Raw genomic sequence first — 22,471 nt, 5'->3', positions numbered from 1 at the left:
GCCCTCGCTGCCGTTGGCTTCTTAGAACGCCACCGTGGCACTGTGATGCCTCGGCGGGGGCGAGTCCATCGATTACAGGTACAGCGACAACCTCGAGATCAACGCTGCACCCGTGGGAGCTGGCTTGCCGGCGATGGGCTGCAACGCAGCCCCCTTATTCCTGAGCAAACCGCATCTCCCGGGTCTCACCCATCAACAGCGGCGCATTCGCCTCCGTCACCCCGCGAATGTAATCCCACAGCAGGGTAATCCGCTTCAACTTGCGCAAATCCTCCCGGCAATACATCCAGAACTGTCGTGTCACCTCGATCTCTTCCGGCAACACCGTCACCAGCCGCGGATCCTGCGCAGCCAGGAAGCATGGCAAGATCGCCAGCCCACGCCCCTGCAACGCTGCCGTGTACTGCGCAATCACGCTGGTACTGCGCAAATGCGCGCTGGCGCTGGGGATCAGGTTGGCCAGGTACAGCAGCTCCGAACTGAACGCCAGGTCGTCCACGTAGCTGATGAACGGGTGCCTGGCCAGGTCCGCGATCTGGTTGATCGGTGCATGGCTGTCCAGGTAGCCCTGGGTCGCGTACAGCCGCAAGCGGTAGTCGCACAGCTTGCAGCACACATAAGGCCCATGCTCCGGCCGCTCCAGGGCAATGACGATGTCTGCCTCGCGCTTGGACAGGCTGATGAAGTGCGGCAGCGGCAGGATATCCACCGAAATCGCCGGGTAGGCATCGACGAAGTGGCTTAGCTGCGGGGTGACGAAGAAGCTGCCGAAGCCTTCGGTGCAGCCCATGCGCACATGCCCCGACAACGCCACGCCCGACCCGGACACCTGCTCGCAGGCCATGTGCAGCGTGCTCTCGATCGACTCGGCATAGCCCAGCAGGCGCTGGCCCTCGGCGGTGAGGACAAAGCCGTTGGTCCGGGATTTCTCGAACAGCAAGGTGCCCAGCGCCCCCTCCAGCGAACTGATGCGCCGCGACACCGTGGTGTAGTCCACGCTCAGGCGCTTGGCGGCGCTGCTGGCCTTGCGCGTACGCGCCACTTCAAGGAAGAACTTCAGGTCGTCCCAGTTGAGCGCGCTCAGGGATGTGAGGTCTTTTTGCATGATGATCCGGTTTTTTTGTGCGTTCTTGTTGGATGTTTGCACATCTATACTCGAAACAAGCCTCAGGACGCCACCTCGCGTTTGCCCGGCAATGGCGATCTCGTCCCGACAATAATTCCAAGGAGAACGCAGATGAACGCACCGCAATCCCCTAACCAGACCAAAATCGAGCAGGTCAAGCTGCTGATCGACGGCCAATGGGTCGAGTCCACGACCACCGAATGGCGCGACATCGTCAACCCGGCCACCCAAGAGGTGCTGGCGCGCGTACCGTTCGCCACCGTCGAAGAAGTCGACGTGGCCGTCGCCGCTGCCCACCGCGCTTTCCAGACCTGGCGTAACACGCCGATCGGCGCGCGCATGCGCATCATGCTCAAGCTGCAGGCGCTGATCCGCGAAAACACCAAACGCATCGCCCAGGTCCTCAGTGCCGAGCAGGGCAAGACCCTGGCCGACGCCGAAGGCGATATCTTCCGCGGTCTGGAAGTGGTCGAGCACGCCGCCTCCATCGGCACCCTGCAGATGGGCGAATTCGCCGAGAACGTTGCCGGCGGCGTCGATACCTATACCCTGCGCCAGCCGATCGGCGTATGCGCCGGCATCACACCGTTCAACTTCCCGGCGATGATCCCGCTGTGGATGTTCCCCATGGCCATCGTCTGCGGCAACACCTTCGTGCTCAAACCGTCCGAGCAAGACCCGCTGTCGACCATGCTGCTGGTCGAACTGGCGCTGGAAGCCGGCATACCGGCTGGCGTGCTCAACGTGGTGCATGGCGGCAAGCAAGTGGTGGATGCCATTTGCACCCACCAGGACATCAAGGCGATTTCCTTCGTCGGCTCCACCGAAGTGGGCACCCACGTGTACAACCTGGGCAGCCAGCACGGCAAGCGCGTGCAGTCGATGATGGGCGCGAAGAACCACGCGGTGGTGCTGCCCGATGCCAACCGCACGCAAACCGTCAACGCCTTGGTCGGCGCCGCCTTCGGTGCAGCAGGCCAACGCTGCATGGCCACCTCGGTGGCGGTGTTGGTGGGCAAGGCCCGCGAATGGCTGCCGGATATCAAGGACGCGGCCAGCAAGCTCAAGGTCAATGCCGGTTGCGAGCCAGGCACCGATGTGGGCCCGGTGGTTTCCAAGCGCGCCAAGGAGCGTGTGCTGGGCCTGATCGAAAGTGGCATCAAGGAAGGCGCCAAGCTGGAACTCGACGGCCGTGACGTCACGGTGCCGGGCTACGAGCAAGGCAACTTCATCGGCCCGACCCTGTTTTCGGGCGTGAAGACCGACATGCAGGTTTACACCCAGGAAATCTTCGGCCCGGTGCTGGTGACCCTGGAAGTCGATACCCTCGACGAGGCCATCGCCCTGGTCAACGCCAACCCGTTCGGCAACGGCACCGGCCTGTTCACCCAGAGCGGCGCGGCAGCGCGCAAGTTCCAGAGCGAAATCGACATCGGCCAGGTCGGCATCAACATCCCGATCCCGGTCCCGGTACCGTTCTTCAGCTTCACCGGTTCGCGTGGCTCCAAGCTCGGCGACCTCGGCCCGTACGGCAAGCAAGTGGTGCAGTTCTACACTCAGACCAAGACCGTCACCGCCCGCTGGTTCGATGACGACAGCGTCAACGACGGTGTGAACACCACCATCAGCCTGCGCTAAGGAGAGAGTCATGCGTATCGCATTCATCGGGCTCGGCAACATGGGCGCACCCATGGCCCGCAACCTGATCAAGGCCGGGCACCAACTGAACCTGTTCGACCTGAACAAGGCCGTGCTGGCCGAGCTGGCAGAACTGGGCGGGCAGATCAGCCCTTCGCCAAAGGACGCGGCGGCCAACAGCGAGCTGGTGATCACCATGCTGCCGGCTGCTGCCCATGTGCGCAGCGTGTACCTGAACGAAGACGGCGTGCTGGCCGGCATTCGCCCCGGCACGCCGACCGTGGATTGCAGCACCATCGACCCGCAGACTGCGCGTGATGTGTCCAAGGCCGCAGCGGCCAAGGGCGTGGACATGGGCGATGCGCCGGTGTCCGGCGGCACCGGCGGCGCGGCGGCAGGCACCCTGACCTTCATGGTCGGTGCCAGCACCGAGCTGTTCGCCACCCTCAAGCCGGTACTGGAGCAGATGGGCCGCAACATCGTGCACTGCGGTGAAGTGGGCACAGGGCAGATCGCCAAGATCTGCAACAACCTGCTGCTGGGCATCTCGATGATCGGCGTGTCCGAGGCCATGGCCCTGGGCAATGCGCTGGGCATCGACACCAAGGTGCTGGCCGGCATCATCAACAGTTCGACCGGGCGTTGCTGGAGCTCGGACACCTACAACCCATGGCCGGGCATCATCGAAACCGCGCCGGCATCGCGTGGCTATACCGGAGGCTTTGGCGCCGAGCTGATGCTCAAGGACCTGGGGCTGGCCACCGAGGCTGCACGCCAGGCGCATCAACCGGTGATCCTGGGGGCTGTGGCCCAGCAGCTATACCAGGCCATGAGCCTGCGCGGCGAGGGTGGCAAGGACTTCTCGGCGATCGTCGAGGGTTACCGCAAGAAAGATTGACGAGCGAGGACTTCATCGCGGGCCAGGCGGCCTTCCCTCTGTAACTGCGCACCAGAGGGAAGGGCGTCTGATCCGCGATTTTTTTTGCCGGCGGGCGGCCAGATTTATTCCACGTATTGTGATGGGTTTACTGACATTTGCACAGGCAACAAGCATCTTCAACCTAAGATGTCAATTTGCTATAGTTTCCAGATAGGGAAACCCGAGCCATCTTCATGTTCAAGATAATAGAGTCAATCAAAACCGCTCGTTACAAGCGAATAGTCAGGTCTCACGGGGGTAAGATTGCTGCCGGGCCATCAACATTCAGTAAATATGCCAGTGCTGATCTAGAGGAATATGTTCAGCTGGGCCATATAAAAATCCGATCTTCCCAAGTTGGGATTGGTGCTTACACCTATATTAGAAGTGGTACCCATCTTTCATTTGTATCTTCCATAGGTCGATTCTGCTCCATTGGCTCCGATTGTGTCATTGGTCAAGAGAAACACACACACCCATCCTCCTGGGTAAGTACCCATCCATTTCAGTATGAAGATGGAGGAAATCTGGAGTACCAAGCTGATGAAGCGCTTGCCCAGATAGGTCACGACGTATGGATTGGCGCCGGAGCCACTATCCTTGCAGGCGTGAAAGTCGGGACCGGAGCCATCATCGCGACCCAGGCTTTGGTGTCGCGTGATGTGCCGCCGTATGCGATCGTGGGTGGGAATCCGGCAAAAGTCATCAAGTATCGACATGCTGAAGACATCATTGCCAGGCTCATGGACAGCGAGTGGTGGGATTTGGATACCGCTACCTTGAAAGAGTTGAATCTGGCAGACCCGGAAAGTTTCCTGAGGGCTATCGAAGATCGTACCTCGCGAAACAAAGTCAACTACAGAGTCGTTTGTCTTTCTCGGAAGGGTGTGAAACCTTTGAAGAGTGACCACTCCTAGTCGAGGGCGATGCGCCAAAAGCCACTGTTATACTTGCAGCAGGATATTTTATTCGACCCGCGGCCCCTTTGATCATCATGCTTGAACCTGAGCGGCGTCATGTGGGACTTTTTGCGCATCCCACATGACCAGGCAAAGTCCGCTTATGAATCAAGCAAAGACAAAGTACTTGCGCACGGTCTCGACCACTTCCCAGGTACCTTTCATCCCCGGTTCGATCACGAACACATCACCCGCTTTCAGGTGCTTCGGCTCTTCGCCTTCCGGGGTGATGATGCAGTAGCCATCGAGGAAGTGGCAGAACTCCCACTTCTCGTAGTTGACCTCGAACTTGCCCGGGGTGCAGATCCAGGTGCCCATGATCTTGCTGCCGTCGGCCGACAGATAGGCGTTGAGGTTGACGGTGTGCGGATCGCCGCCGATGCGCTTCCACTTGGTGGCGTCCACGACCGGCGTCGGGCAGGTTTCGCGCAGGACGGTGATGAAATCGGACATGGCACAACTCCTGGTGACTGGCTGAATGACTCGTCACCATAGGGCCATCGGCCGAGCCGCAGTTGCCTGGGCTCGACGTCCAGCTGTCTGGTCGCGCTATGTCAGGCGGTTGACCTCGACGGTGATGTGCGCCAGTTCCTCGTGTACGCCCAAGGCCTGGCGCACGCTGTCGGCGCTGAGTTCGGCCCGGGCGGCCAGGCCGAGAATGCAGGCGTACTGGTCCTTGCCCACGCGCCACACGTGCAGGTCGGTGATACTGGCCGGCACCGGCAGCTGCGCGACCACCGCGCGGATTTCTTCCACTACCGGCGCGTCCATCTCCGCATCCAGCAGCACCCGCCCGGTATCGCGCAGCAGCCCGCGGGCCCACAGCGCCACCAGCAGCGCACCGACCAGGCCCGTGACCGGGTCGAGCCAGCCGGCGCCCCAGTACTTGCCGGCCAGCAGGGCGACGATAGCCAGCACCGAAGTCGCGGCGTCGGCCATCACATGCAGGTAGGCTGAGCGCAGGTTCAGGTCGTGGTGATGGTGGCCGTGGTCATGGTGATGGTCGTGGCCATGGTGGTGATGATCGTGATGGTGATGGTCGTCGCGCAGCAGCCAGGCGCAGATCAGGTTGACGGCCAGGCCCACGGCGGCGATGAAGATCGCCTCGTCATAATGGATCGGCCCCGGTGCCAGCAGGCGCTCCACCGACTGGAATGCCATCAGCCCGGCCACGCCCAGCAGCAGCAGGGCGCTGGAGTAGCCACCGAGAATCTCGATCTTCCAGGTGCCGAAGGCAAAGCGCCGGTCGCCGGCATAACGCCGCGCGGCGGCATAGGCCAGCAGCGACAGGCCCAGGGCCAGGGCGTGGGAGCTCATGTGCCAGCCGTCGGCCAGCAACGCCATGGAATTGAAGAACCAGCCCCCGGTAATTTCCGCCACCATCATCACCGCGGTCAGCCACACGGCCAGGCGCGTCTTGCGCTCGGCGCCCAGGTTGCTGGTATGGAACTGGTGGCTGTGCTGCCAGCGGTCTGAGGTTTGTGTCGCCATGGTTTATCATGCTCCCGGAACGTCGAGAAATATACTATACCCCAGTATACCTAGCATGGTGTGAAACCCAATGGCACATACCCTGAAGAGCAAGAAGCAGCTGCTGACCCGGGTGCGCAAGATCAAAGGCCAGGCCGCCGCCCTGGAGACAGCGCTGGAGCAGGACAAGGACTGCCTGGCGATACTGCAGCAGATCGCCGCCGTGCGCGGTGCGGTGAACGGGCTGATGGCCGAAGTGATGGAAGGGCATATCCGCGAACACCTGGTGGCGGACGGGCTGAGTGCCGAGGAGCGGCAGGACGAGGCGGACAAGGTGGCAACGTTGTTGCGGTCGTACCTCAAGTGAATTAGGTGGGTAGGCACGTCCCAGCAATTTGTGCACCACTGCTGGAGTCCGGGGGCCGCTCTGCGGCCCTTTCGCGACACAAGGCCGCTCCTACAGGGGCCCCTATACCCCCAGGGGGTATGATTACGCCCACCAGTACCGCACAAAGTGGAAGAACACCGGCGCGGCAAAGCACACCGAATCCATGCGGTCGAGCATGCCGCCGTGGCCTTCGATCATGTGCCCCCAGTCCTTCACCCCACGGTCGCGCTTGATCGCCGACATCACCAACCCGCCGAAGAAACCCATGGCGTTCACTGCCAACGCCATCAGCGCGGCCTGCCAGAAGCTGAACGGGGTGATCCAGCACAGCAGGGCGCCGATCAGGGTGGCCAGTGCCACGCCGCCGGCCAGGCCTTCGACGGTCTTGGATGGTGACAGGTTGGGCGCTACCTTGTGCTTGCCGAACAGCTTGCCGCACACGTACTGCAGCACGTCGCTGATCTGCACCACCAGGATCAGCCAGGCAATCAGCAGCAGGTTGCGGCCCTCGTAACCCGGGATGTCCAGGGTCATCAATGCCGGTACCGACGACACGCAGTACACCGCGATCATCAGCCCCCACTGCACCTTCGAGGCGCGCTCGAGAAAGCGCGTGGTGTCGCCGCCGAAGCTGGCCAGGATCGGCAGCAACAGGAACAGGTACACCGGGATGAAGATGCTGAACAACCCGTACCAGTCCATGGCGATCAGCACGTACTGCACCGGCAGCGCCACGTAGAACGCCGCCACCAGTGCCGGGTAGTCGCTGCGCCGGGTCGGGGTGAGCGTCATGAACTCGCGCAAGGCATAGAACGATACGCCGTAGAACAGCACGATCACGCCGTACTTGCCGAACAGGAAGGCGATGCCGATCACCAGTACCATCACCCACCAGGCGTTGATGCGGGCGTTGAGGTTGTCGATCACCGCGTGCGGTGCCGGGCCGGCGCGCCATTTGAGCAGGCGGCCGATCACGCTGGCGAGCAGCAGCAGGGCGCCGATGCCGGCGAACAGGGAAAGGGTGTTGTCGTCCATCTCAGGCATCCTTGGGGGCCAGGTTCAGCAGGGCCTGGCTGGCCCGCTCGAGAAAGGCTTGCTTGCTTTCATCCGCCTGCAGGTGCAGCGGCTCGCCAAAGCTCAATGTGCACAACAACGGCAGCGGCAGGGCGCGACCCTTGGGCATCACCCGGTTGAGGTTGGCGATCCATACCGGCACCAGTTCGACTTCGGGGTTGGCTGCTGCCAGGTGGTACAGCCCGCTCCTGAACGGCATCAGCGGCTCGTCGCCGAGATTGCGAGTGCCCTCCGGGAAGAAGATCAGCGAGTCGCCCTGGGCCACGGCTTCGAGGATCGGCTGCAACGGGCTGCCCTGGCCGGCGCTGTGTTGCCGGTTGATCAGCACACCATTGAAGACCTTGCGGATGAGAAAGTCGCGAATGCCCGGCTTGGCCCAGTAGTCGGCGCCGGCTACCGGACGGGTACGCTTGCGCAGCGGTTGCGGCAGCGAGGCCCACAGCAGTACGAAGTCGCCATGGCTGCTGTGGTTGGCGAAATACAGGCGTTGCACCGGCAGCGGCGTGCAGCCCAGCCACAGGGCGCGGGCGCCGGTGATCAGGCGGGCGGCGGACGTGATGAGGTAGGCGGTCAGGTTGGCGAGCATGGATCGGTAGTCATCCCTTCAAAGGCAGTGTCAGCAGGGTAGCCAAGGCCAGCGACAGCTGCAGGCCCAGGCACACTGCCTGGCGGCGTAACAGGGCCAGCGCGGCCTGGCTGCGTGCAGGCCAGGCGCGGGAATCGGTGGCCTGCGGTTTGAGCTTCAGCTCGAACAGGGCGTGGTCCAGGGCCTGGGTGTCCGCCGCCAGGTCGCGGCTGGCGGCGAGGCGGGCGAACAGTTCGGCATCCAGGGCCACGCGAATGGCCCAGTACTTGTGCAGCACGCCTAGTACCAGCAGCGCAATGCACAGCAGGCTGGCCAGTGGTTGCAACTTTGCACCCAGCAAGGGCGCCAGGCCGTAGGCCAGGGCCAGCAGGGTGAGGCCGTCCGACAGGCGTTCCAGTTGTTTGCCACGGCCCAGCAGGCTGGCCACCACGTACAGCGTCATGGTTGTGTCCCTAGCTGTTGCAAGGCCTGGCGGTGTGCGCTGTGCAGGACCACGCCGGGGCGGGCCTTGCGGATCAGCGCCTCGGCTTGGCGAGCATCAGTGCAGCGGCCCGTGAGCACCAGCCAGGCGGCCACGGCGCTGGCACTGCGCGAATAGCCCAGGGCGCAACAGACCAGCACCGGGCCTTGGGAGCGCAGGCGTTCGATGGCGATGGCGGCCTGGTGCAGCAATGGGCTTTCCGGGGCGATCAGGTCCAGGGTAGGAAAACATGCGTAGCCAACGGCGGACGCGACCTGTGTAGGAGCGGCCTTGTGTCGCGAAAGGGCTGCGAAGCGGCCCCAGATTTTCAGCTTCGCAGCAGATATTGCTGGGGCCGCTTCGCAGCCCTTTCGCGACACAAGGCCGCTCCTACAATTGTCCGCGCTGTCCTGAACATGACACGGTAGCTCTGCGCACAAATCGACTACCGCAGCGAACTGCGCGCCACACCCAGGAATCCGTCCAAGGTAGACACCATCACACACTTCATCCGCCTGCGGGTGTCGCCAGGTCCACAACCTCGAGTTGACCCACGCCCCCACCAAGTACGGCGCCAGCAGCCAGCTGGCCGCATTCGACAAGCGCCCATCGGCGCCTTTCTGAAACCCGCCTGCACCGAGCACGCCATAGTTCAGCGCCACCAAGGCCAGCGACACGGCCGGCCAGGTCAACCACAGCCAGGCGCCGCCCAACGCAACGGCAGGCACTGCGCACAGCAGCCCACCCACTGTATAGAACAACGCCAACCGCCAACGCTTTGCATCCCGCGCAAGGCGCACCTGCTGCCAGGGCAGCTGCCCCCGATATGGCCACAACCATACGCAGACGAACCCCGCCAATGCCCCGGTCGGCACGTCGATGAAATGGTGCTGCCAGGTGGTCAGCACCGACACCCCGATCAGTGCCATCCAGCCATGCATCAGCCAACGCCAGGGCTGGCGTTGCACGTGCCGGGCAAACATCGTCCAGATGATCACCAGCAGGGCAATATGCAGTGAAGGCGCCTGGTTGAACGGCTTGTCGAAGCCCATCAGCACATCGAACATCCAGCCGAACACCCCGCCCAGTTCCGGCCGCTCGAAGGTGAAGCGCAGCGGCCAGAGCAGGAAGCAGCTGACGCTGATCAGCTGCGCGGTGAGCAGCGCCAGCGCGTGCCGGTCCATTTCCTGGCGCGTGCGCGGCAGCAGGAAGGACAAACCGTAGAGCAGGTCGATCGACCAGTACGGGATGATCGTCCACGGCCACAACGGCATGCGGCTTTCCCAGCCGAACACCAGGCTGCCGACATCACTGCGCCCGGCCGTGTGGTTGTTCGCCAGCCCGTAGCTGAGGAAAAACAGCGGCCCCAGCAGCAGAAGCCAGAAAACGCCCCGGCGGATCAGCCCGGGCTCGCGTGATGGGCTCATTCAGCGCACCCGTTGTGCCAGGCTGACGCTGAAAATGCCCCATTCATCGATGCGCTGGGCCAGCTTGCGGAACCCCGCCGCCTCTACCAGCTGGTCCATTTCGGCCTGGCTGCGGCGGCGCATCACCCAGGCCTCGCCGCCGCGATGGCTGGTGAGGGCGCGGGCGATCATTTCCAGTTGCGGGTGCCACGGCTGGCCGGTGTAGACCAGGTAACCGCCATCTTCCAGCGCATCGGCCAGGCCGGCCAGCGAGTTGCCTACCAACTGGTTGCTGGCGAACAGTTCGTACAGGCCGGAGACCACGGCCAGGGTCGGTGGTTGTTCCAGGGTGGCCAGGCTCTGGCGGTCGAAGGCATCGCCCTGGACGAAGCGGGCGATGTCGGCCAGGCCCTTTTTGGCAATCAGTGCGCTGCCTTGCTGCACGTTCAGTTCGCTGTAGTCGCGCAGCAGGATCGAGTCCGGCAGTTGTTCGAGTCCCTGCAGGGCCTCGAGGATGTAGCGGCCATGGCCGGCGGCGATATCGACGATGTGCACCGGCCGCTGCTGTTCGCGCAGGCGGGCGATGGCCAGGCGCAGCAGTTCCTCTACGTGCAGCTTGCGTTGGCGGATGCCACGCCAGCCGATGGCGCCGAGGTAGTTCTGGTCGATCAGGCGACCGAGCTTGCCTTTGCCGGTCGGCTGGTTGCGGTACACGTAGTCCAGGGTACTGCCCGAATCGAAACCGGTATCGAAACCCAGCTTCACACCTTCGGACAGCCCCTTGCCCAGCCGCAGCCCGGCACGGGTAGCACGCCAGTAAAGGTCGCGGGGCGAGTTGCGCGGCAGCGGTGCGGCCAGGCTTTCGGCCTCGGCGCAGCTGGCGCCGGTCTTGTCGGCATCGAGCAGCGACGGCAGGGCGGCGGGGCTGGCGAAGCAATGTTCGACGAACCGCTCGATACGCCGCAAGGCATGGGCCCGATCACGCTCGCCAAGGGTGTCGTGGAAGAACCCTGGCAGGATGTGCATTTCCTTGCGCGCACTGCCCAGGCGTTCGAAGAAGCGTTCCTGCGGCTGGCGTTCGACCACGAAGTCGGCACCGGACACCAGCAGCTGGGTCGGTAGCTGGATGGCCTGGGCATCCGCCACCACCCGGTCGGCGGCTTCGTACAGGCCCAGCAACATGGTTACCGAAATCGGCCGGCTGATCAGCGGGTCGGCCACATACGACATGACCCGTTCGGGGTCGTGGGTGAGCAGGCGAGGCTTGACGTAGCTGTTGACGAAGAAGTTGCCGCGCAGGGCCTTCAGCAGTTTCAGGCCGGGGCGGGCGAACGGCACGTACAGCTTGACCTTGAACGCTGGCGAGGCCAGCACCAGACAGCGCACCTTCGGCGCGTAGTCGTGGGCCCAGGTGGCGACCAGCACGGCCCCGACGCTCTGCGCCAGCACCACCAGGTCCTGTTCGGCAATGCCATGGCGGGCCTGGATGTGCTCGATGAAGGTCTGCACATCGCGCACGCTGGTGGCGAACCCCGGGCTGTCGCCGCGCGCGCCCGGCGACTGGCCGTGGCCACGGGCATCCCAGGCGAAGAAATCGTAGCCCGGCATGTCCAGCTCATCGGCCAGGTGGGCCATGCGCCCGCCGTGTTCGTGGCCGCGGTGGAACATCACCACGGCCCGGCGTGGTTGGTGTTGGTTACGGGTGGCAGGCCAGTGACGGTAGTGCAGCTCGACGCCGTCATGGGTGGAGAAGTGCAGCGCTTGCGCTTGGCGCATGGTCGACATCCTTTTACGACGGCAGTGGGCTCAGCGGGTTTCAGCCAGCCCCTGGCGAACCCGGTTGTAGAGGGTATAGAGCGAGAGTGCGAGGATGACCAGCAACAAGCCGTTGATCCAGGCGCCGTTCAGCACGCCGAAGGCGACGCCGGTACCCAGCACGCCGAAGGCGAACGCCCGGTCGCTCTTGCCCATGGGGCCGTCGTAGCGCCGTGAGGCGCCGGCCAGCGGGCCCATGACACCGGCGTATTCGCTGAAGGTGGCGCTAAGCACCACGAGTACGACCAAGGTTGGCGATACACCCGCCAGCAGGGCGAAGGGCAGGTACAGCGCGGCATCGGCGATCACGTCGCACAGTTCGTTGAGGTAGGCGCCGAGAGTGGATTGCTGGCCGAACTCCCGGGCGAGCATGCCGTCGACGGCGTTCAGTGCCATGCGCAGCAGCATCCAGACTGGAATCAGGATGAACAGCCAGGTGAGATGGGGCAGGGCGGCCAGCAGCAGGCCCAGCAGGATTGACAGCAGGGCGGCGGCGACGGTGACCTGGTTGGCGGTGACACCGCGGTCGTAGAGGCGCTGGACAGCAGGGCGGAGCATGGCCTGGAAGCGCGGTTTGAGCTGGTAGATCGATGCCACTGGGAAGTCCTTTTCGGTGGTGCGATGGGAGGATTGTGTGCGAGCGGCCGAAAAAATGCACTTACTGTGTGGGAGCGGCCTTGTGTCGCGAAAGGGCTGCGCAGCAGCCCCGGCAATTTCTGCTGCAACGCTGAAAATCTGGGGCCGCTTCGCGACCCTTTCGCGACGCAAGGCCGCTCCCACATCGACCGCATGGGCTTCAGATCATGCGCAGTGCAGGCAATATACTGATCGCGTCAGCGGGTGAGGGTGGTTACCAACCCTGCGGCATACCCCGGCAATGCCGCAAAATCGCGTGCACACACCAGCAACCGGCGATTGGCCCATGGTTCCGTCAGCGCCACCCAGTGCAACGGCAATACCCCTTGCCAACGTTTCACCGCAGCCAGCGGCACCACCCCCACCCCGGCCCCGCCCGCAACCATGCGGATCACGCCATCGAACCCTTCGGCACGCACTCGAACCCGCATGCGCCGCCCCTCGCGCAGTGCCTGCTCTTCCAGGTACAACGCCAGTGCACTGCCAGCCCCCAGGCCGACATAGCCATGGGCCAGGCTATCGATGAAGCTCGGCGCGACCTCGTTGGCCAGCGGGTGGCGCTGCGGCGTCACCAGGACCAACGGGTCTTCGCGAAACGGCCGGGTCTGCAGGTGCGCGCTGGGTGCGGCGGTCGAAACGATGCCCAGGTCTGCCATGCCCTGGGTAATCGACTGCACGATGCGCAGGCTCGGCAACTCCTGCACGTCCACGCTGACTCCAGGGTTTTCAGCCAGGTAGCCGGCCAGCAGCTCTGGCAGGTACTCCGTGAGTGCCGCCGTGTTGCACAGCAGGCGCACCTGGCCCTGCTGCCCTTGCGCGTACTGGCCCAGGTCGAACTGTAGGCGCTCGACCTGCTGCGATATCAGCCGGGCATGCTGCAGCAGTGCCTGGCCGGCCGGAGTTGCTTGTACGCCACGGCGGTTGCGTTCCAGCAAAGGGATGCCCAGCGATGCCTCCATGGCGCGGATGCGCGCACTGGCTGCTGCCAGCGACAGATGGCTGCGGCTGGCACCGGCGGTGATGTTGCCGCACTCCAGGGTGTGCTGGAACAGCCTGAGGTCGATCAGGTCGAAATGCATGTGGCTCTGTCCTGGCAAGAGTCTGGCTGAGTATATGGCAGATTTTCACCCCGGCCGGCGCACGCCATCATCGGCCCATGAATACCTTGCTCGCTTTCTACCAGAACATTGGCCCAGCGCTGTCGCTGCTGGTGGTACTGACCTTCCTGCTGGCCGGCGCGGTGAAGGGCGTGATCGGCCTCGGCCTGCCGACAATCGCCATGGGCCTGCTGGGCCTGGCTATGTCACCAGCGCAGGCTGCGGCATTGCTGATCGTGCCGTCGACCCTCACCAACCTGTGGCAGCTGGCCAGCGGTGGGCACCTGCGGGGTTTGCTGGCACGCCTGTGGCCGATGCTGGCGATGATCTTCGTCGGTACCTTGCTGGGCAGTGCCTGGCTGGGGATCAACAGCGGCCCTTGGGCCGCACATGCACTGGGCGCGGCCTTGATGGTGTATGCGCTTTACGGGCTGGTCGGCCCGGGCCTGCGCCTGGCACCGAGGCGGGAGCCTTGGCTGGCGCCGCTTTGCGGGCTGGTCACGGGCGTGGTCACGGCGGCGACCGGGGTATTCGTGATACCGGCTGTGCCCTACCTGCAGAGCCTGGGTTTGAGTCGGGATCAGATGATCCAGGCCCTGGGCCTGTCGTTCACGGTTTCGACCCTGGCCTTGGCCGTTGGCCTTGCCGGGCAGGATGCCCTGGGTGGCCAGGCACTGGGTGCTTCGCTGCTGATGCTGGCGCCGGCCTTGCTCGGCATGCTGGCCGGCCAGTGGCTGCGTCAGCGCATCAGCGCGCTGCTGTTCAAACGCTGCTTCTTCATCGGCCTGGCCGCACTCGGCGGCCATTTGCTGATCAGCGGTTAGCGCTTGATGCGCTGAGCATGTCGATCATCTGGATGTCGAAGTCGCGTTCCAGGTAGTCCATGCGTTTTTCGAAGAACGCTGTCATGTGCGGCAGGGCCGAATGCACATCCAGCGCGGCCTTGTCGGCCCAGACCTCGAAGAACACGAACAGGCTCGGGTCCTGCTTGTCGCGCAGCATGTGGTACTCGATGCAGCCCGGCTCCTGGCGGCTTGGCTCGACGTAGGCGCGGAACAGGGTTTCGAACGCTTCAGCCATTTCCGGGCGGGTCTTGGCTTTGAGGATGAAGGCGTACTGCTCACTCATGGGTCGCTACTCGTTGATGGGAGGTGATGCGATTCTAAGGCAATAATGTATTGTTCATTCGTGACTTCAGGTCAATTGTATTTTGCCTATGCATTACTGTATCCCGCGCCCGCGAGCCCCTAACCTGCCGGCCTGAATTTTCCGCGAGGCCCGCATGAAGAAGATCCTTTTGCTCAACGGTGGTAAACAGTTCGCTCACTCCGACGGTCGCCTCAACGCGACCTTGCACGAAGCGGCCATCGCTCACCTGGACCGGGCCGGTTTCGATGTGCGCCAGACCTTCATCGACGGTGGCTACGACGCCCAGGAAGAGGTGGAGAAGTTCCTCTGGGCCGATGTGGTGATCTACCAGATGCCCGGCTGGTGGATGGGCGCGCCATGGACCGTGAAGAAGTACATCGACGAGGTGTTCACCGCAGGCCACGGCAGCCTGTATGCCAACGACGGCCGTACCCGTGCGGACTACTCGCAGAAGTACGGCAGCGGAGGCCTGGTGCACGGCAAGCAGTACATGCTTTCGCTGACCTGGAATGCACCGCAGCAGGCATTCGACGACCCGAGCGATTTCTTCGAGGGCAAGGGGGTGGACGCGGTGTACTTCCCGTTCCACAAGGCCAACCAGTTCCTCGGCATGACCGGGCTGCCGACTTTCCTGGCAGTGGATGTGATGAAGCGGCCGGATGTGCCGGCTGCTTTGGCGGCCTATGAGGCGCATCTGGACAAGGTATTTGGCAAGGCACAGTAAGGTTTTTCCTGTGCTGGCCTCTTCGCGGGTAAACCCGCGAAGAGGCCCGTACAGGCACCGCTGGACTTGGCCTCGACAAGCGGCTATCTAATCCCTGCAGAGACCAACCACAGGCGCAGATGTGAAAACCCGATCCGAAGAACTCCAGGTATTCGTCGCCGTCATCGACTGCGGCTCGATTTCCGCTGCTGCCGAGCAGATGGGCCAGACCCCGTCCGCCGTCAGCCGTACCCTGTCGCGCCTTGAGGGCAAGCTGGGTACCACGCTGGTCAACCGCACCACTCGGCGCATGGACCTGACCGAGGAGGGCCGCTTCTTCCTCGAACGCGCGCGGCTGATCCTGGAGCAGATGGACGAGATGGAAGAGCGCCTGTCGATGAACCGCCAGACCCCCACCGGGCGCCTGCGCATCAACGCCGCCGCGCCGTTCATGCTGCACGCCATCCTGCCGTGGATCGGCGAGTTCCGCCGCCAATACCCTGGCATCGAACTGGAACTCAATACCGACGACCTGATCATCGACCTGCTGGAGCAGAGCACCGATGTGGCGATCCGCATCGGTGAACTGGCCGACTCCAGCCTGCACGCACGCAGCCTGGGTTGCAGCCCGGTACAGGTGCTGGCCAGCCCGGCCTACCTCGAGCAGCACGGCACGCCGCAGCGGGTCGAGGACCTGGCCAACCACTGCCTGCTTGGCTTCAGCCAGCCCGAATCGCTCAACCACTGGCCACTGCGCCATGCCCAGGGTGACCGCTGGAGCATCCGCCCGGCGCTGATCGCCTCCAGCGGCGAGACCTTGCGCCAACTGGCGCTGGCCGGCGAGGGCATCGTCAGCCTGTCGCACTTCATGACCCACGAGGACATCCGCACCGGGCGCCTGCAAGTGCTGCTGAGCGAAGCCAATAACGGCTACCGCCAGCCGATCCATGCGGTGTACTACCGCAACACCCAGCTGGCGCTGCGTATCCAGTGCTTCCTCGATTTCATCCAGCGCAAGTTGGCGATGTACGCCAGCTGAGTTGTCTGAACGCGACAGATCCTGCCCACAGGCGGCGAAACTTCCTGCGGTTGATTGCACAGTCGAAGCGCTTCGGCCTTACTGACTGCTCAACAAAAACAACACCAAGGAAGTGTCATGCGTATTGCTCCGTTCCAGTACCTGGCTCTCGCAGCCGCGATCCTGAGCTGTTCCTCGGTTCATGCCGCCAACCTTGAGGGCGGCGCGGTGGCCGCGCCCGATCAATATGGTGCACAGGTGGCCGCCGACATCCTCAAGAAAGGCGGCAACGCGGTGGATGCGGCAGTGGCCACGGCTTTCACCCTGGCGGTGACTTATCCCGAGGCCGGCAACATCGGCGGTGGCGGGTTCATGACCCTGTTCGTCGACGGCAAACCCTACTTCCTCGACTACCGCGAAGTCGCGCCCCAGGCCGCCACGCGCAACATGTACCTGGACGAAAAGGGTGAGGTCATCGAGAACCTCAGCCTGGTCGGGGCACGCGCTGCTGGCGTACCGGGCACGGTGATGGGGTTGTGGGAGGCGCACCAGAAGTTCGGCAAGCTGCCCTGGAGCGAGCTGCTGACCCCAGCCATCGGCTATGCGAAAAACGGCTTCAAGGTGGCCGCAAAGCAGTACCAGTACCGCAACGATGCCCAGGGCATGTTCAAGACCGCGACCAATTTCAACGACTACTTCGGCAACATGAAGGTCGGCGAGCTGTTCAAGCAACCGGAAATGGCCCAGACCCTGGAACGCATCGCCGACAAGGGCGTGAGCGAGTTCTACCAGGGCAAGACCGCCGACCTGCTGGTGGCGCAGATGCAGGCCGACAAGGGCCTGATCACCAAACAGGACCTCAAGGACTACAAGGCCGTTTGGCGTGAGCCGATGGCTGTGAGCTGGCGTGGCAACGTGGTGTATACCGCGCCACCGCCAAGCTCCGGTGGCGTCGCCCTGGCCCAGCTGCTGGGCATCAAGGAAAACCGCGCGGCGGACTTCAAGGGTGTGGCGCACAACTCGGCGCAGTACATACACCTGTTGGCCGAGATCGAGAAGCGTGTGTTCGCCGACCGCGCCGATTACCTTGGCGACCCGGCCTTCACCAAAGTGCCAGTGGATCAGCTGGTGGCCAAGGATTACCTGGCCAAGCGCGCCGCGCAGGTCAACCCGAAGGCCATTTCCGACACCGACAAGGTCAAGCCGGGCCTGGAGCCGCACCAGACCACGCACTTCTCGATCGTCGACAAGCAGGGCAATGCGGTCAGCAACACCTACACCCTCAACCTCGACTACGGCAGTGGTGTGGTGGTGAAAGGCGCCGGCTTCCTGCTCAACGACGAGATGGACGATTTCAGCGCCAAGCCGGGTGCGGCGAACGCCTTTGGTGTGGTTGGCGGCGATGCCAATGCCATCGCCCCGGGCAAGCGCATGCTGTCGTCCATGAGCCCCAGCCTGATGACCCGTGATGGCAAGGTCGAGCTGGTCATCGGTACCCCGGGTGGCTCGCGGATCTTCACCTCGATCTTCCAGGTGATGAACAACCTGTACGACTACGACATGCCGCTGGACAAGGCGGTGGCGGCGCAGCGCGTGCACCATCAGTTGCTGCCCAAGGACACCATCTACTTCGACAGCTATGCGCCGCTGACCGGGCAGGTGGCTGATGAACTGAAGAAGATGGGTTATGTGCTGGAGGACCAGGGCTGGGAAATGGGGGATATCCAGGCGATCCGGGCTGATGGGACGAAGCTGGAGACCGCTTCGGATCCGCGTGGGCGTGGGGTAGGGATGATCGTCAAGTAATACCTGTTCCATCGCTGGGAGGGCTTTACCCTCCTTTCGCGACACAAGGCCGCTCCTACAGGAGATCGCGGTCCCTTGTAGGAGCGGCCTTGTGTCGCGATGGGCCGCAAAGCGGCCCCAGATTCCAGGATCAGACGCGGAACTGGCTGACCAACGTCTGCAACTGCCCACCCAACCGCGCCAGCTCCACGCTGGACGCCGCCGTCTCGTCACTGGCCGCCGCCGTCTGCTCCGACACATCGCGCACATTCAGGATGCTGCGGCTGATCTCCTCCGCCACCGCACTCTGCTGTTCCGCCGCTGCGGCAATCTGCTGGTTCATCGACTGGATGCTCGACACCGTGCTGGTGATGCTCTCCAGCGAAGCCCCGGCCTTGCGCGCCAGCTCGACGCTGCTGTCGGTCAGGGTACGGCTGCCGTGCATGGCCGTAGCTACTTGCTGGGTCCCATGCTGCAGGCTGGCGATCAGCTCTTCGATCTCTTCGGTAGATTTCTGCGTGCGCTGGGCCAGGCCGCGCACTTCATCGGCCACCACGGCAAAACCACGCCCGGCCTCGCCGGCACGCGCCGCCTCGATCGCTGCGTTCAGCGCCAGCAGGTTGGTCTGTTCGGCCACCGACTTGATCACGTCCATCACGCTGCCGATCTTCTGGCTTTCCTGCTGCAGCAGGTTCATGGCTTCGGTGGAGCGGTGCATGTCCTCGGCCAGGCGTTCGATCTGGCCAATTGCTTCGCCCACCACGCGGTCGCCGGCACGGGCTTCGTCATCGGCACCGGTCGCGGCATGCGAGGCCTGTTCGGCATTGCGCGCCACTTCCTGAACGGTAGCGGCCATTTCGTGCATGGCGGTGGCTACCTGGTCGGTCTCGACCTTCTGGCTGTTGGCGCCGGCGCTGGTCTGCTCGGTCACCGCCGACAGTTCCTCGGCAGCGCTGGCGATCTGGGTGACGCCGTCGCGGATGCCGCTGATCAGTTCGCGCAAGGTGGTGCCCATGCGGGCGATGCCTTGTTGCAGCACGCCCAGTTCGTCACGGCGGGTGACGCGCAGATGCTGGGTGAGGTCGCCGCTGGCGATCTTTTCCACTGCCACCATGGTGTCGCGCAGCGGGCGGGTGATTTGCCGGGTGATCAGCACTGCCGCCAGCACGCCGACCAGCAGCGCCAGCAGCGTGGCGATGGCCTGCAGGCTGCGGGCCTGGGTGCTCTCGATGTCGCGGCGCTGCAGCTGGATCTGGTACAGCGCGTCGCTGCGCTTGACGATGTCCGCACCCTGCACGGTCATTTCGGCGCGCGCAGTGGTGATGTTGGCGACCGCATCGCGGAACTGGCGCACGGCGTCACGGTAGGCCAGCACCGAGCCTTCGAACTGTTGCAGGCGCGTGTCTTCGGCCGGCAGCTGGCGCTTGAGGTTGTCGATTTCGGCCAGGGCGGCGTCCAGCTGGCGCAGGGCGGCCTGCTCGTTGGCAGCGCTGTTTTCGGCAATGTAGCCGCGTACGTCGATGCGCACCTGCAGCAGTTGCTGGCGGGCCTTGCTGATCAGCTGGTACTGGGCCAGGCGCACGCTGTCGGCTTCGGGGCGCGCCATGACTTCCTGGCTGAGGGCGTCCATGGCCTGGTCGGCGCGGCTGGCTGAACCGTCCATGGCCGTGCGCGCGGTGCGGGTGGCGTCGTAGCCCTGGCGCATCTTGTTCAGCGACACCTTGTAGGCGCTGATGGTCTCGCCCAGTTCACCCAGCAGCTTGATGTTTTCCGGGCTCTTGAAGGTGCTGGCCAGGTAGGCCTGCTGCTTGCTGAAGACGTCCAGCTTGGTCTGGGTGTTGGCGGCGGCGGCATCGTCGCCGTTGGCGATCATGTACTGCAGGCGGGCAATGCGCAGGTCGGTCAGGTCCTTGTTGAGCTGGCCGATATCACCCATCCAGTTGCTGCGGTCGATCAGGCTGCCCAGGCTGGTCCAGCCGGTCAGGGCCAGCAGGCCGGTGAGGATCAGGACCAGGCCGAAGCCCAGGCCGAGTTTGAGGTTGACGCTGATGTTGGCGAACCAGCTGTTCATGCACGCTCTCCAGAAGTTGTTTTCGCTCGCTTGATCTTCGATCGCCAGGCGTTGTTGTTCTGGATGCCCGCTGATTCGTGCAGGGGTTATCGGCAGTGATGGAGGAAGCTGAAACGCTTTTTCAGCAGATTTGTAACTGGCTTGATTGGGGCTGCTCTGCAGCCCTTCGCGGGCATGCCCGCTCCCACAGGGATAGCGCCAACTTCAAGGGCAGCGATTTACCTGTGGGAGCGGGCGTGCCCGCGAAGCAGGCGACGCGGTGGATGGCACCGGCTTTGCCGGTGTTCGCGGCTAAAGCCGCTCCTACAGGGATCGCGTCGGTTTTGGAAGCTATTCAAAGGTTGCGCGCGCTGAAGGTATCGCAGCGGTTCACTTCGCCCTCGGCAAACCCGGCCTTGAACCAGCGCACCCGCTGCGCCGAGGTGCCGTGGGTGAACGAGTCTGGTACCACGCGCCCGCGGCCTTGCTGCTGCAGGCGGTCATCGCCAATGGCATTGGCCGCGTTCAGCGCCTCTTCGACGTCGCCCGGTTCCAGCCAGTTCAGGCGCTTCTGCGCCTGGTAGGCCCATACCCCGGCCAGGCAGTCGGCCTGCAGCTCCTGGCGCACCAGCAGGCCATTGTCGCCTTCCATGCGCTGGCCACTACGACGCGCGGCATCGACCTTGGCCGACACGCCCAGCAGGGTCTGTACGTGATGGCCGATTTCGTGGGCGATCACGTAGGCCTGGGCAAAGTCGCCGGCGGCGGCGAAGCGGGTTTCCATTTCGCGGAAGAACGACATGTCCAGGTAGACCCGCTGGTCTGCCGGGCAGTAGAACGGCCCCACCGCCGCCGAGGCAAAGCCACAGGCCGAATTGACCTGGCCGCTGAACAGCACCAGCTTGGGGTCGCGGTACTGCTTGCCGCCCTCGGCGAACAGGGCTTTCCAGGTGTCTTCGGTGTCGCCCAGGATCGAGGCGACGAACTCGGCCTGCTGGTCGTTGGCCGGCGGGGCCTTGCCGCCCGCGCTGCTGGGGGCCTGCTGTTGTTGCTGCTCCATCTGGCCGGCGAGCTGGCCAAGAATCTGCAACGGGTCCTGGCCGGTGAGCCAGCCAATGCCGACAATCAGCAGCACCGCACCAAGCCCCAGCCCCTTGCCGCCGCCGAAACGCATGCCGCCGCCACCACCTTCGCCTCGGGCATCGACCACATTGTCGCTGCGTCGGCCTTTTCGCCAATCCATGAATGCTCTCCGAAGCGTGAAACAAGAAGACAAAGATTAGTCCACGACGGCGACGAGTGTCAGGCCAAGGTGCTTATGCATAACCAAATGGTTATGTTTGATGTGGCTGATTTCAATATTCATTGCACGCTACCTGCCTGAAACTGCATGTGGGAGCGGGCTTGCCCGCGACAGGGTTTCAAAGAACCCCCCGCGCATTTCCATAATTCCAAGAGAGGAAACCGGCATGCCCGCCCAGGACAACAGCCGCTTCGTGATCCGTGATCGCAACTGGCACCCGAAAGCCCTTACGCCTGACTACAAGACGTCCATTGCCCGCTCGCCGCGCCAGGCGCTGGTCAGCATCCCGCAGTCGATCAGCGAAACCACCGGCCCGGACTTTTCCCACCTGGGCTTCGGCGCCCATGACCATGACCTGCTGCTGAACTTCAACAACGGCGGCTTGCCGATCGGCGAGCGCATCATCGTCGCCGGCCGTGTCGTCGACCAGTACGGCAAGCCTGTGCCGAATACCCTGGTGGAAATGTGGCAGGCCAACGCCGGTGGCCGTTACCGTCACAAGAACGACCGCTACCTGGCGCCGCTGGACCCGAACTTCGGTGGCGTCGGCCGTTGCCTGACCGACCGTGATGGCTACTACAGCTTCCGCACCATCAAGCCGGGCCCGTACCCATGGCGCAACGGCCCGAACGACTGGCGCCCGGCGCACATCCACTTCGCTATCAGCGGCCCGTCGATCGCCACCAAGCTGATCACCCAGCTGTACTTCGAGGGTGACCCGCTGATCCCGATGTGCCCGATCGTCAAGTCGATCGCCAACCCGCAAGCCGTGCAGCAGTTGATCGCCAAGCTCGACATGAGCAACGCCAACCCGATGGACTGCCTGGCCTACCGCTTCGACATCGTGCTGCGCGGCCAGCGCAAGACCCACTTCGAAAACTGCTGAGGA

General features: G+C 63.7%; 22 protein-coding genes. 9 read left to right on the top strand and 13 right to left on the bottom strand.

Features of this window, described 5'->3' with window-relative positions; translation table 11 throughout:
* Positions 1–154 precede the first annotated feature (154 nt).
* A complete protein-coding gene (locus tag ACGLHT_RS11475; protein WP_025340665.1) occupies positions 155–1,105 on the bottom strand; it encodes a LysR family transcriptional regulator in 951 nt (316 codons plus the stop codon).
* 132 nt (positions 1,106–1,237) lie between these two features.
* Here ACGLHT_RS11475 and ACGLHT_RS11470 point away from each other — a divergent pair, with 132 nt between their 5' ends.
* The 3 genes from ACGLHT_RS11470 (at position 1,238) to ACGLHT_RS11460 (ending at position 4,600) form a co-directional block, all read left to right on the top strand.
* The gene (locus ACGLHT_RS11470; protein ID WP_274120960.1) at positions 1,238–2,764 is read left to right on the top strand and encodes a CoA-acylating methylmalonate-semialdehyde dehydrogenase; all 1,527 of its coding nucleotides are present in this window, start codon (positions 1,238–1,240) and stop codon (positions 2,762–2,764) included.
* Positions 2,765–2,774: 10 nt separating this feature from the next.
* Complete coding sequence (gene mmsB / locus ACGLHT_RS11465) at positions 2,775–3,662, top strand: 3-hydroxyisobutyrate dehydrogenase (RefSeq protein ID WP_025340663.1); 888 nt, start codon at positions 2,775–2,777, stop codon at positions 3,660–3,662.
* A 215-nt stretch (positions 3,663–3,877) separates the two neighbouring features.
* Complete coding sequence (locus tag ACGLHT_RS11460) at positions 3,878–4,600, top strand: CatB-related O-acetyltransferase (protein WP_137162425.1); 723 nt, start codon at positions 3,878–3,880, stop codon at positions 4,598–4,600.
* 150 nt (positions 4,601–4,750) lie between these two features.
* On the opposite strand, the gene ACGLHT_RS11455 is transcribed toward ACGLHT_RS11460, so the two are convergent.
* Together ACGLHT_RS11455 and dmeF are read right to left on the bottom strand one after the other, a co-directional pair.
* Complete coding sequence (locus ACGLHT_RS11455; protein ID WP_003258412.1) at positions 4,751–5,095, bottom strand: cupin domain-containing protein; 345 nt, start codon at positions 5,093–5,095, stop codon at positions 4,751–4,753.
* A 96-nt stretch (positions 5,096–5,191) separates the two neighbouring features.
* Positions 5,192–6,133 (bottom strand): CDF family Co(II)/Ni(II) efflux transporter DmeF, encoded by a 942-nt coding sequence (gene dmeF / locus ACGLHT_RS11450; protein ID WP_137162424.1) that lies wholly within the window; start codon positions 6,131–6,133, stop codon positions 5,192–5,194.
* 70 nt (positions 6,134–6,203) lie between these two features.
* Between dmeF and ACGLHT_RS11445 the strand changes: the two genes are divergently transcribed.
* Entirely contained in the window at positions 6,204–6,479 is a 276-nt protein-coding gene (locus tag ACGLHT_RS11445) for a metal/formaldehyde-sensitive transcriptional repressor (protein WP_003258414.1), read from the top strand.
* Between the two features lie 123 nt (positions 6,480–6,602).
* On the opposite strand, the gene ACGLHT_RS11440 is transcribed toward ACGLHT_RS11445, so the two are convergent.
* From ACGLHT_RS11440 to ACGLHT_RS11410, 7 genes are all read right to left on the bottom strand, one after another.
* Positions 6,603–7,535: a phosphatidate cytidylyltransferase gene (locus ACGLHT_RS11440; protein WP_137162423.1), complete on the bottom strand. Its 933-nt coding sequence runs from the start codon at positions 7,533–7,535 to the stop codon at positions 6,603–6,605.
* A 1-nt stretch (position 7,536) separates the two neighbouring features.
* Positions 7,537–8,160 (bottom strand): lysophospholipid acyltransferase family protein, encoded by a 624-nt coding sequence (locus ACGLHT_RS11435; RefSeq protein ID WP_025340660.1) that lies wholly within the window; start codon positions 8,158–8,160, stop codon positions 7,537–7,539.
* A gap of 10 nt (positions 8,161–8,170) precedes the next feature.
* Complete coding sequence (locus tag ACGLHT_RS11430) at positions 8,171–8,602, bottom strand: hypothetical protein (RefSeq protein WP_137162422.1); 432 nt, start codon at positions 8,600–8,602, stop codon at positions 8,171–8,173.
* Complete coding sequence (locus ACGLHT_RS11425) at positions 8,599–10,047, bottom strand: dual specificity protein phosphatase family protein (RefSeq protein ID WP_137162421.1); 1,449 nt, start codon at positions 10,045–10,047, stop codon at positions 8,599–8,601. The genes ACGLHT_RS11430 and ACGLHT_RS11425 overlap by 4 nt, the downstream gene beginning before the upstream one ends.
* Positions 10,048–11,802 (bottom strand): bifunctional alpha/beta hydrolase/class I SAM-dependent methyltransferase, encoded by a 1,755-nt coding sequence (locus ACGLHT_RS11420; RefSeq protein ID WP_137162420.1) that lies wholly within the window; start codon positions 11,800–11,802, stop codon positions 10,048–10,050.
* Between the two features lie 30 nt (positions 11,803–11,832).
* Complete coding sequence (locus ACGLHT_RS11415) at positions 11,833–12,438, bottom strand: CDP-alcohol phosphatidyltransferase family protein (protein WP_085592989.1); 606 nt, start codon at positions 12,436–12,438, stop codon at positions 11,833–11,835.
* Between the two features lie 236 nt (positions 12,439–12,674).
* On the bottom strand, positions 12,675–13,556 hold the full coding sequence (locus ACGLHT_RS11410; RefSeq protein WP_274079094.1) for a LysR substrate-binding domain-containing protein: 882 nt from the start codon (positions 13,554–13,556) through the stop codon (positions 12,675–12,677).
* Between the two features lie 77 nt (positions 13,557–13,633).
* Between ACGLHT_RS11410 and ACGLHT_RS11405 the strand changes: the two genes are divergently transcribed.
* Positions 13,634–14,398, top strand: coding sequence for a sulfite exporter TauE/SafE family protein (locus tag ACGLHT_RS11405; protein ID WP_137162419.1), 765 nt, complete (start codon positions 13,634–13,636; stop codon positions 14,396–14,398).
* Here ACGLHT_RS11405 and ACGLHT_RS11400 read toward each other — a convergent pair.
* Positions 14,388–14,702 (bottom strand): putative quinol monooxygenase, encoded by a 315-nt coding sequence (locus ACGLHT_RS11400; RefSeq protein WP_003258316.1) that lies wholly within the window; start codon positions 14,700–14,702, stop codon positions 14,388–14,390. The genes ACGLHT_RS11405 and ACGLHT_RS11400 overlap by 11 nt on opposite strands.
* 154 nt (positions 14,703–14,856) lie before the next feature.
* Here ACGLHT_RS11400 and ACGLHT_RS11395 point away from each other — a divergent pair, with 154 nt between their 5' ends.
* From ACGLHT_RS11395 to ggt, 3 genes are all read left to right on the top strand, one after another.
* Positions 14,857–15,447 carry an NAD(P)H-dependent oxidoreductase gene (locus ACGLHT_RS11395; protein WP_274120961.1) on the top strand — a complete coding sequence of 197 codons (591 nt, stop codon included), beginning with the start codon at positions 14,857–14,859 and terminating at the stop codon, positions 15,445–15,447.
* Positions 15,448–15,568: 121 nt separating this feature from the next.
* Positions 15,569–16,465, top strand: coding sequence for a LysR family transcriptional regulator (locus ACGLHT_RS11390; protein ID WP_025340651.1), 897 nt, complete (start codon positions 15,569–15,571; stop codon positions 16,463–16,465).
* 117 nt (positions 16,466–16,582) lie between these two features.
* Positions 16,583–18,250, top strand: a complete 1,668-nt coding sequence (gene ggt, locus ACGLHT_RS11385; protein ID WP_274120962.1) for a gamma-glutamyltransferase — start codon at positions 16,583–16,585, stop codon at positions 18,248–18,250.
* A 130-nt stretch (positions 18,251–18,380) separates the two neighbouring features.
* Here ggt and ACGLHT_RS11380 read toward each other — a convergent pair whose 3' ends face one another.
* Both ACGLHT_RS11380 and ACGLHT_RS11375 read right to left on the bottom strand, forming a co-directional pair.
* Positions 18,381–20,300 (bottom strand): methyl-accepting chemotaxis protein, encoded by a 1,920-nt coding sequence (locus tag ACGLHT_RS11380; protein ID WP_274120963.1) that lies wholly within the window; start codon positions 20,298–20,300, stop codon positions 18,381–18,383.
* 334 nt (positions 20,301–20,634) lie between these two features.
* Positions 20,635–21,522, bottom strand: a complete 888-nt coding sequence (locus ACGLHT_RS11375) for a neutral zinc metallopeptidase (protein WP_025340648.1) — start codon at positions 21,520–21,522, stop codon at positions 20,635–20,637.
* Between the two features lie 226 nt (positions 21,523–21,748).
* Between ACGLHT_RS11375 and pcaH the strand changes: the two genes are divergently transcribed.
* Positions 21,749–22,468: a protocatechuate 3,4-dioxygenase subunit beta gene (pcaH, locus tag ACGLHT_RS11370; RefSeq protein ID WP_003251597.1), complete on the top strand. Its 720-nt coding sequence runs from the start codon at positions 21,749–21,751 to the stop codon at positions 22,466–22,468.
* Positions 22,469–22,471 lie beyond the last annotated feature (3 nt).

Origin of the sequence: Pseudomonas sp. PsB (assembly GCF_043658375.1) — a bacterium.
Classification (GTDB): Bacteria; Pseudomonadota; Gammaproteobacteria; order Pseudomonadales; family Pseudomonadaceae; genus Aquipseudomonas; species Aquipseudomonas putida_Z.
Note: the sequence above shows the minus strand (reverse complement) of the source record. Positions and strands in the feature narration are given on the sequence as shown.